This is a genomic window from Flavobacterium sp., from assembly GCF_044368625.1.
Classification (GTDB): Bacteria; Bacteroidota; Bacteroidia; order Flavobacteriales; family Flavobacteriaceae; genus Flavobacterium.
Window position 1 is genome coordinate 1 of sequence record NZ_JBIPPD010000137.1, and the last position, 8,728, is coordinate 8,728.

The 8,728-nt window shown below is 37.0% G+C and carries 6 protein-coding genes and 1 pseudogene; all 7 read left to right on the forward strand.

Annotated features, from left to right (window positions below):
- Positions 1-113 precede the first annotated feature (113 nt).
- Positions 114-1,388, forward strand: a pseudogene (locus ACIQ2X_RS10740) (SusC/RagA family TonB-linked outer membrane protein); the annotation flags it as partial.
- Positions 1,389-1,474: 86 nt separating this feature from the next.
- Complete coding sequence (locus ACIQ2X_RS10745) at positions 1,475-1,810, forward strand: hypothetical protein (RefSeq protein WP_396178928.1); 336 nt, start codon at positions 1,475-1,477, stop codon at positions 1,808-1,810.
- 12 nt (positions 1,811-1,822) lie between these two features.
- Complete coding sequence (locus ACIQ2X_RS10750; protein WP_396178933.1) at positions 1,823-2,950, forward strand: RagB/SusD family nutrient uptake outer membrane protein; 1,128 nt, start codon at positions 1,823-1,825, stop codon at positions 2,948-2,950.
- A gap of 40 nt (positions 2,951-2,990) precedes the next feature.
- Positions 2,991-4,712: a SusE domain-containing protein gene (locus ACIQ2X_RS10755; RefSeq protein WP_396178929.1), complete on the forward strand. Its 1,722-nt coding sequence runs from the start codon at positions 2,991-2,993 to the stop codon at positions 4,710-4,712.
- A gap of 99 nt (positions 4,713-4,811) precedes the next feature.
- Entirely contained in the window at positions 4,812-6,254 is a 1,443-nt protein-coding gene (locus ACIQ2X_RS10760; RefSeq protein ID WP_396178930.1) for a glycoside hydrolase family 30 beta sandwich domain-containing protein, read from the forward strand.
- 89 nt (positions 6,255-6,343) lie between these two features.
- Complete coding sequence (locus ACIQ2X_RS10765; protein WP_396178931.1) at positions 6,344-7,777, forward strand: glycoside hydrolase family 30 beta sandwich domain-containing protein; 1,434 nt, start codon at positions 6,344-6,346, stop codon at positions 7,775-7,777.
- Between the two features lie 11 nt (positions 7,778-7,788).
- Positions 7,789-8,601, forward strand: coding sequence for a T9SS type A sorting domain-containing protein (locus tag ACIQ2X_RS10770; RefSeq protein WP_396178932.1), 813 nt, complete (start codon positions 7,789-7,791; stop codon positions 8,599-8,601).
- Positions 8,602-8,728 lie beyond the last annotated feature (127 nt).

An 8,728-nucleotide genomic window follows, 5' to 3' on the forward strand; every position in this document is an offset into this window, starting at 1 on the left:
AATTAAAACCTGAAATATTCAAGATAACACCCAATCAATTTAAAAATAATATCCTAAATTTGAATCTAAATTAAAATCAACTCTCATCAATAACGTTGTGAAACTTTACAGGTAAGTATCTTTTGACAGCCAATTTCAGAGCTGATGCTTCAAGTGTTTTTGGACCCAATAACCGTTGGGGATACTTTCCTTCCTTTTCAGCTGGATGGCGTATTTCTGATGAAAATTTCCTAAAAGAAAACAAAGTAATTAGCGATTTAAAAATTCGTGCAGGTTGGGGAATTGTAGGAAACGACCAAATTGCCAATTATGCTTTTTTTGGACGGATAGGAAGTGGCGCTAATTACCCAATTGCAGGAGTAATTAATCCCGGAACTTTCCCTGCAACAATCGAAAATCTATCTTTAAAGTGGGAAGAAACTACGCAAACCAACATTGGTGTCGACTTTGAAGCTTGGAACGGAAAAGTACGCTTTACCGCCGATGCTTACATAAAAAACACAAAAGATTTACTCTACAATGCGCCACTACCTACATCTTCAGGATTTGACAGAGCATTGCAAAATATTGGCGAAGTTGAAAATAAAGGTTTAGAATTTGGTTTAAATACCATCAACTTTGACGGAACATTTAAATGGAATACAGGATTTAATATTTCTTTTAACAGAAACGAAGTCATCAGTTTGGTTGGAGAACAAATTACCTTGGGAGGCATTGCAGGAAGAGGTGACGCAGTTTTACTTACAGAAGGACTTCCGCTTGGCACACTTTACGGATATCAATTTGGCGGTGTAGATCCTCAAACGGGAAATGCTTTTTACATTGATCGCAACGGAGTTTCGACTTTCACACCCACGGAAGATGACCGAAAAGTGATAGGAGATGCGAATCCAAATTTTATTTATGGTTTTACAAATAACTTGAGTTACAAGAATTTTTCACTTCAAGTTTTCTTTCAAGGTTCGTACGGAAATGATATGTTGAATGCTACGAGAATTGAAACCGAAGCAATGATTGACCCCAAAAATCAAAGTACAGCCGTAAACAATCGATGGAGACAACCGGGAGATATTACTGATATTCCAAGATCAAGTTTTGGAAACATCAACAACTCCAGAATTTCAACCCGATTTATTGAAGATGCTTCTTACGTTCGTTTGAAAGCGTTAACGTTAGGATATGATTTAGGTGAAAATTTCTTGAAGAAATTAAGTATTTCATCTTTGAAACTTTATGTAACAGGTGAAAATCTATTAACATTTACCAATTATACAGGCTTTGATCCCGAAGTAAATGCTTTTGGTGGCGCTAATGTTGAAAGAGGAATTGATTTTGGTTCCTATCCTCAAAGTAGAACCCTATTAGTAGGAATGAATTTTTCATTTTAAATTTTGAAAAAATACAAAACAGATTTCTTTCAAATTAAACGTTCAAGCACCTTAAAAATTAAATCAACAATACAATTTAAAGTATTATGAAAACATTAAAATATATAGTCTTAATTGTCTCCTTTTGTACCATCATTTCGTGCGACGATTTTCTGGATTTACAACCCATTTCTGACGAAACAAGTGCTAATGGATACGATACCGCTTCGCAGATTGAAGCAGCATTGGTAGGAAGTTACGAATCTTTTCAGTCGGCTGAATATTATGTTTGGGACAATGTTTTGTTATCTGACGTGCGTGCCGACAATGCTTATGCAGGTGGTGATAATCCGGAAGTTTTTGCCATTGACAAATTAGAAATTACACCCACAAACTCCAGACTATTTAAAAACTGGTCGAATCTGTACAATGCCATTGCATAAGCCAATCTGGTTATCGATAGAATTGGGTTGATCAATGACCCCGTTTTAACAGAGGAACGGAGAAATCAAATACAAGGTGAAGCTACATTTCTTCGAGCCTACCACTACTTTACATTGGTTAAACTTTGGGGAGGAGTTCCTTTAGTAACAGCTTACAGTACTTCTGCCGTTCCAGCCGATGTAAATAAACCTCGTGCTACGGTAGATGAAGTGTACGAACAGATTATCAAAGATTTAGAGTTAGCTGCCTCATTACTTCCAGACACGTACGGTTCGGATAATAATGTAAATAAAGCCAGAGCTACCGCTGGAGCTGCAAATGCACTTTTAGCAAAAGTATATGCTCAAAAACCCAATCCCGATTTCACAAAAGTGTTAGAAAAAATTGCTTTAGTGGAAGGTAGTACAGCTAATTACACCTTGATTAGTTATCCAAATCTTTTCGACGGTAATAACTACAACAATGCAGAATCGATTATTGAAGTACAGGTTTTGGGTGGAAACGAAGGAAATTATGGCCCTCAATTACTTTTACCACCTTCGATTAGTGGCGATACTTGGCGAAAATTTGTGATGCCTTCGCATAATTTGATTAACGCTTTTGCCGAACAAAATGATGTTGTGAGAAGAAATGCTTCGATTTTAAACGAAAATGTACAATGGGTTGATGAATTCTGGGGAAATGCTGTTGGAAGTTCTGTTCCCTTTTCATACAAATGGAAAGTGGCTGGTGGATTCAATAGTTCTAACAGACAATACCTACTTCGATTGGGCGATATTATTTTGCTGAAAGCCGAAGCATTAAACGAACTCAATCAATTGGAATTGGCATCAATAGAGGTCAACCGCATTAGAACTCGTGTCAACTTACCCGATTTGACCGCAAGTCAAAAAAGCTCAAAAGAAGTGTTGCGAACAACCATATTGAAAGAAAGACGATTGGAATTATTTCAAGAAGGCCATCGTTGGGACGATTTAGTTCGTAATAATGCCGTGATTTCAACAATGAATACGCTTGTAGAAATCGATTTACGATCCGGAAATCCCGTCAATTATAACATGACACAAGCCAAGATTTTGTTGCCAATCCCTCAACAGGAACTGGACAGAAATCCTGCACTAGTGCCAAATCCGCTTTAACTACTCGTAATTATTAAGAAAATATAAATACACTAAAAAGATGAAAAAATATTTTATACTAATCGCCGCCATTTTCTCCGCTGCAATCTGGAGTTCCTGCGAAGAAGATAATGTGGCTCCATTGGGAAATTGGGAAATTGCTCCTTCAGTAATCGTTCTTCCTGAAAATGACACTGAAATTTTACTGGACGAGCTTACGCCAAATGCAACCCAAACATTTTCTTGGACTCCAGCAATTCCAACAGCTCGTTATGCCGTAACCTATTCCATCGTTATGGATACCTTGGGTTCGGAAACATTTGACACACCCATTTTAGAAATTCCTTCGTCAAGCAATGGCAAAGAAACCTCTCTTGCAATTACAAATAAAGAACTAGACACGTATTTATCGTATGCAGGTTATTTGCCCAACGAATTTGCCAACGTAACGTGGGCTGTAAAAGCAAAAGTACTGGACAAAGCGGTTTACACGCCTCAAGATATTATGATTAAACGTTTTTCAACGGAAATCATTCCAACAAGACTGTACGTTTCAGGAACAGCAACTGAAAACAACAACGTTTTAGCCAATGCTATAGAAATGAAAAGGCTTGCGAGTGCAAATGGAACTTTATCCAACAAGCACGAAATTTACACCTCACTTATTTCAGGAAAAAAATACGAATTTTTTAGTGAAAAAACACTGCCTTGTCACCGGTATGGAACCAATGCCGATGGCGTTTTGACTAAATCTGGACTTGCCATTACGGCAAATGAAAGTGGTCAATTCCGAATTTCTGTTGACCTTGATGCCAAAACCTACAACCTTTTAAAAATAGAAAAATGGAGCATTGTTGGTTCTCCTATTTCTGGCGGCTGGGGCGGAGATGTTCCACTCGAATATCAAGGTGGTGGAATTTGGAAATCATCAGTTGATTTAGTAGCCACGGGAGGTTTTGCGTTTCGCGCCAATGGCGATTGGAGCTATATGCTTAAAAAAACACAAGAAGCTGGCAGCACTCTTGTTATGGAAAGTGATGCAGCATCTCAAGGATTAACGGTACAAGACGTTCCTTCCAATAATGTTGGTAAATATTTTGTGACGCTAAACTTATCCTCCACTGGATATAACTACAGCTTTGTATTGGACAACACAGCCCCAGCCCCAATTGCAACTCCAAATTCGCTTTTTCTGATTGCAAATGGAAGCTCCATTTTAGAATTTTCGAAAAACGGTGACATCTTCAGTTCTACTAAATTTATTCCGTTTCAATCCACGGTAAACTATACCTTGAATACACAAGCAAATGGCTTGGGAACAAGCTACTCCATTGGGGGACTTTTGGGTACTTCAAGTACCACAACTGCCGATAAAGTAACTGGAAACAATGTACTAACTTCAAGTAACAACCCATTTAATTCGTCCGTAACGCGAGGACTTCGATTACGTATTGACTTTGGTCAGTCCAAAATAAATTGGGAATATTATAATTTCAAACTATTCCATTGGCAAAATTGGGATACCAGAAATGAATTTGTAATGACGTATCAACATCCGAACACCTACAAAATAACCACTGCTTTGAACGCCAATTATGAAATGAAATTCATCAGTCCTTGGGATTTTGAAATGGGTTCTTCGACACCAACAGTTTTATCAGGGAATCTAATAAATACAGGCGGATCTAATATGACGTGTATTACAACAAGCGGCACTTATACCGCCACCATTGTTTTAAGTGATGATTATCAAACGGCCACATACACATTTGTACAGCAATAACTATCAAAAAATATGAAATGAGCATAACGGGAAAGCGATGCAAACCCAAACCAAGATATGCGACCCCGAGTCCCGATAAAAAACAATAAATATCTACATATGAAACTAATTAATTTTTACAATACGTTGCAATCCAGCTTGATTTTACTTTTTTTTGCTACACAATCAAGCTGTAGTTCCACCGATACACCCACTTTTCAACCTCCTGTTTCAGCAGTAACTGATGCAAAATTTTATTTGACAACACCAAGTAAATCCAGTTTATTGGAACTTCAAAGCACGGGTACTTCGCCGCTTACTGAAAACAGTAATTTTACCATAAATGTCAATCCCAATGCTACATTTCAAACTATGGATGGGTTTGGATATACACTAACCGGAGGAAGCGCTCAATTGATTCAGAATATGTCAGTTTCTGCAAAAAATGCGTTGCTAGAGGAACTTTTTGGGCAAGGACCCGAAAGCATCAAAGTAAGCTATTTGAGAATAAGTGTTGGTGCTTCCGACCTTGACGCATCTGTATTTTCTTACAATGATCTTGCAGCCGGACAAACCGACGTAGCATTGACTAATTTTTCAATTGCCCCTGATTTAGTGAACCTCATTCCAATTTTAAATCAAATCAAAACTTTAAATCCAAATATCAAGATAGTGGCTTCGCCTTGGTCGGCACCTACTTGGATGAAAAGCAATCAATCGAGTGTTGGTGGCGAACTACAACCCATTTATTATCAAACGTATGCCAATTATTTTGTAAAATACATTCAGGCAATGCAAGCCAATAATATTGCAATTGATGCCATAACCATTCAAAACGAACCAGAAAATCCTTATAATAATCCAAGTATGTTAATGACAGCACCTCAACAAGGCTTGTTTATCAAAAACTTTCTAGGACCCGCTTTTGCAGCCAATAATATTCAAACAAAAATTATATTATTCGATCACAATCTAGACAATCCGAATTATCCGATTTCTATTTTAAATGACGCCGCTACAAAGCAATATGTGGACGGATCGGCATTTCATCTTTATGCAGGACAGATTGAAAATATGAGTTTAGTACACAATGCCCATCCTGATAAAAATGTCTATTTTACGGAACAATGGGTTCAAGCACCAGGAAATTTTGCGTCCGACATAAAATGGCATTTTAGAGAACTGATGATTGGTGCTCCACGAAATTGGAGTAAAACGGTGTTGCAATGGAATTTAGCAGCCGATCCAAATAGTAATCCACACACTCCTGGAGGTTGTACCGAATGTTTGGGTGCTATTACCATTGACGGAAGTTCTTTTACCAGAAATCCAGCTTATTACATCATCGCACATTCGTCGAAATTTGTTCCTCCAGGTTCCGTAAGAATTGAGTCCAACTCTACTGCCGAACTTCCAAATGTAGCATATAAAACTCCTGAAGGAAAAATTGTAGTCGTTGTTTTAAACAATACGGAATCGCAAAAATCATTTAATATAAATGTAGCCATCGAACCAATCTCCACAACACTTCCAGCGGGCGCCGTAGCCACTTTTGTTTGGTAGATTATAAAAAAACTTTAAAAAAACAGCTGCAAGTGTAGCAATGATTATAAATAAAATGTAATATGAAAAGGAGTTATTATCTAAATCTAATGGGTTTCATTCTGATTTTAAATTCTTGCAGCGGCTCGAAAAACAACACCGCAGCGGCTAAAATGCAGCGATTTGAAAATGCAACAGTTTACACAACGGCTGAAAATACAGCACTTCGACTTTCCAAAACAGAAGATTTAAAATTTACAGAGGGAGAACAACCGCTGGAAACCGAACTTTTTATAGTCGTAAATCCCGCTAAAGAATTTCAAACTTTCTTGGGAATTGGAGGTGCAATTACCGATGCTTCCGCTGAAGTTTACGCCAAGCTTCCCGCCGACAAACAAAAAGAAATTCTGAATGCTTATTTCTCTGATCAAGGAATTAATTATAACATCATTCGAACCAATATCAACAGTTGTGATTTTAGCAGTTCCAGTTACACCTACATTCAGGATAGTGATGCAGAATTGAAAACCTTTGATATTTCTGTAGATAAAAAATTTAAAATTCCGTTGATCAAGCAAGCGGCAGAATTGATTAACGATGATTTGGTTTTCTATGCAAGTCCTTGGAGCCCGCCTGCTTTTATGAAAAGCAACAATCACATGTTAAAAGGAGGTTCTCTTTTGCCAAAATACTACGATTCTTGGGCAAACTATTATGTAAAGTTCATTAACGCATATGAAAAAGAGGGAATTCCAGTTTGGGGATTGACGGTTCAAAATGAGCCAATGGCAACCCAAACTTGGGAGTCGTGTGTCTATACTGCCGAACAAGAGCGTGATTTTCTGAAAAATCATTTGGGACCCACAATGAAAAAAGCAGGACTTGGCGACAAAAAAATTGTCGTGTGGGACCATAACCGAGATTTAATTGCACATCGAGCAACAACCATTTTTGATGATCCAGAAGCTGCAAAATATGCATGGGGAATTGGATTTCATTGGTATGAAACCTGGACTGGAGCCTCGGCCAATTACGAAAATATTAAATATGTTAATGAAACATATCCTACTAAAAATTTATTATTTACCGAAGGTTGTCAAGAAAAATTTGATGCCAAACAGTATCAAAATTGGAGCAATGCAGAACGATATGGCAATGCAATGATAAACGATTTTAACAATGGCACAGTTGGCTGGACAGACTGGAATATTTTACTTGATGAAAATGGAGGTCCCAACCATGTAAAAAACTTTTGCTTTGCACCAATTCATGCTGATTTAAAAACAAATCAAATTATATATACACCATCATATTATTACATTGGTCATTTTTCGAAATTCATTAAACCCAATGCGAAAAGAATTGCTAATTCGTCCAGCAGAACTACACTTGAAACCACTGCATTTAAAAATCCCGATGGAAAAATTGTAACCATCGTAATGAATAAAACAAATGAGGAAGTAATGTATAAACTGATAAATAAGAGTCAGCAAATAAAATTGACAATACCGGCGAAAGCCATTCAATCCATACTTATTAACTAAATATTTACTTTATGAAAAAAAATTACACTTCCACGCTATCCCTGTGGTGGACAGCAATTATCGTACTTTTTACAGGTACTTTACAATCCCAAATTATTGCTAATGGCACGTACAAAATTTTATCTTCCGTACACAATGAAGTGATGACTTGTGCCACTACAGCACCACATGATGCCAATATGGCCGCTCCGGTAGCAACCGATAATTTCCAACTTTGGGTTTTCACTCATCAAGGAAATGATGTGTACAAAATTGTCAACCAAGGGAATGGATTAACCTTAGGAATCAATGACGGTTGGTGTGGGAATTTTGGTGATGCCAAAGCAAATTTTGAAAATACTGCCGAGAACGTAGCATTTAAAATAATTCCAGGAAATGATGCTGGTAAAGTAGTTATTCAGATTGGATTTACAACCTGTAACTTTGGTTCTGTCAACAATCCTATTAAAGCTTTCGATATTCAAGATGGGGCTTCTGGTGCACAAATCCAAACTTTCGAAACGTTTACAACTTCACCAAATCAGCAGTTTCAGATTGTTACACCTGCCTTTTTAAGTACGCTAACATCAAATGCCAACGTTGGTTTGAATGTGTTTTACAATCCAAATTCTGGTTTGAATATTACTCATAATCAAAAAGATTTAGGTGCATTATCCATCAAAATATTCGACATGACGGGAAAATTAATCAAAATCGAAAATTTCAAATCCTCTCAAAATACGTCTGTAACGGTCAATATGGATGAATTTGCAAAAGGTATTTATGCGGTTCAAATCACAGAAAACGAAGTGGTTCAAAAAACACAAAAAATTGCAATTCATTAATTAGTCACTCCTTAAAAACTCACTTTTTGAGTTTTTAAATTTATTTTGAAAAATACATTTGTAAAAATAAACATTAAAAATTCTAGCCAGATCACGAGCTGTACTTTGATTTGGTTAAACCTTACTT